The sequence below is a fragment of the Bacillus sp. SRB_331 genome (assembly GCF_003264175.1).
Lineage (GTDB): Bacteria > Bacillota > Bacilli > Bacillales > Bacillaceae_G > Bacillus_A > Bacillus_A mycoides.
Genome location: NZ_NADV01000101.1, coordinates 847 through 1,340 on the forward strand (window position 1 = coordinate 847; position 494 = coordinate 1,340).

The 494-nt window shown below is 39.7% G+C and carries 1 pseudogene; it reads left to right on the forward strand.

Going from position 1 to position 494, the window contains the following annotated elements:
- Positions 1 to 494: pseudogene (locus B5P42_RS31395) on the forward strand (saccharopine dehydrogenase); the annotation flags it as partial.

A 494-nucleotide genomic window follows, 5' to 3' on the forward strand; every position in this document is an offset into this window, starting at 1 on the left:
GCACTATATTCTCTTCAAGACAAAGCAGGACCAAATTCAACAGCGTATATGGACCGGTTAACTATTCCGTTTGAAGTCAAAGCTCGAGAGGGAATGCGACAGGCTTATCCAATGACTAATCCAATTAAAGTCCGCTTTCCCAACGGTTATATAACCAAATGTTATCGTTTGGATACTCCCGATCACGTAACCCTGCCACAATCAATTCATGCTGTTTCGACTAACTTTCGTATTGCTTTTGATAGTAAAATATCTACATATGGACTGGTTTCTCTGGTGAATACAGGGATTTGGAAAATGATTAGTGGAGAAAAATTTACCGATTTACGGAAAAATATTCTCTATAAACCCGGAAGGGGAAGTGCACATAACATAGTTATTCACCTTAAAGGTTATGATGCTACTGGTGTATTGCATAGACGATGTGTGAACATATCAGATCCGTTAGGACAGACACATCTTACTGCTTTAGGAGCAGCTGTCCAAGCAGAGAA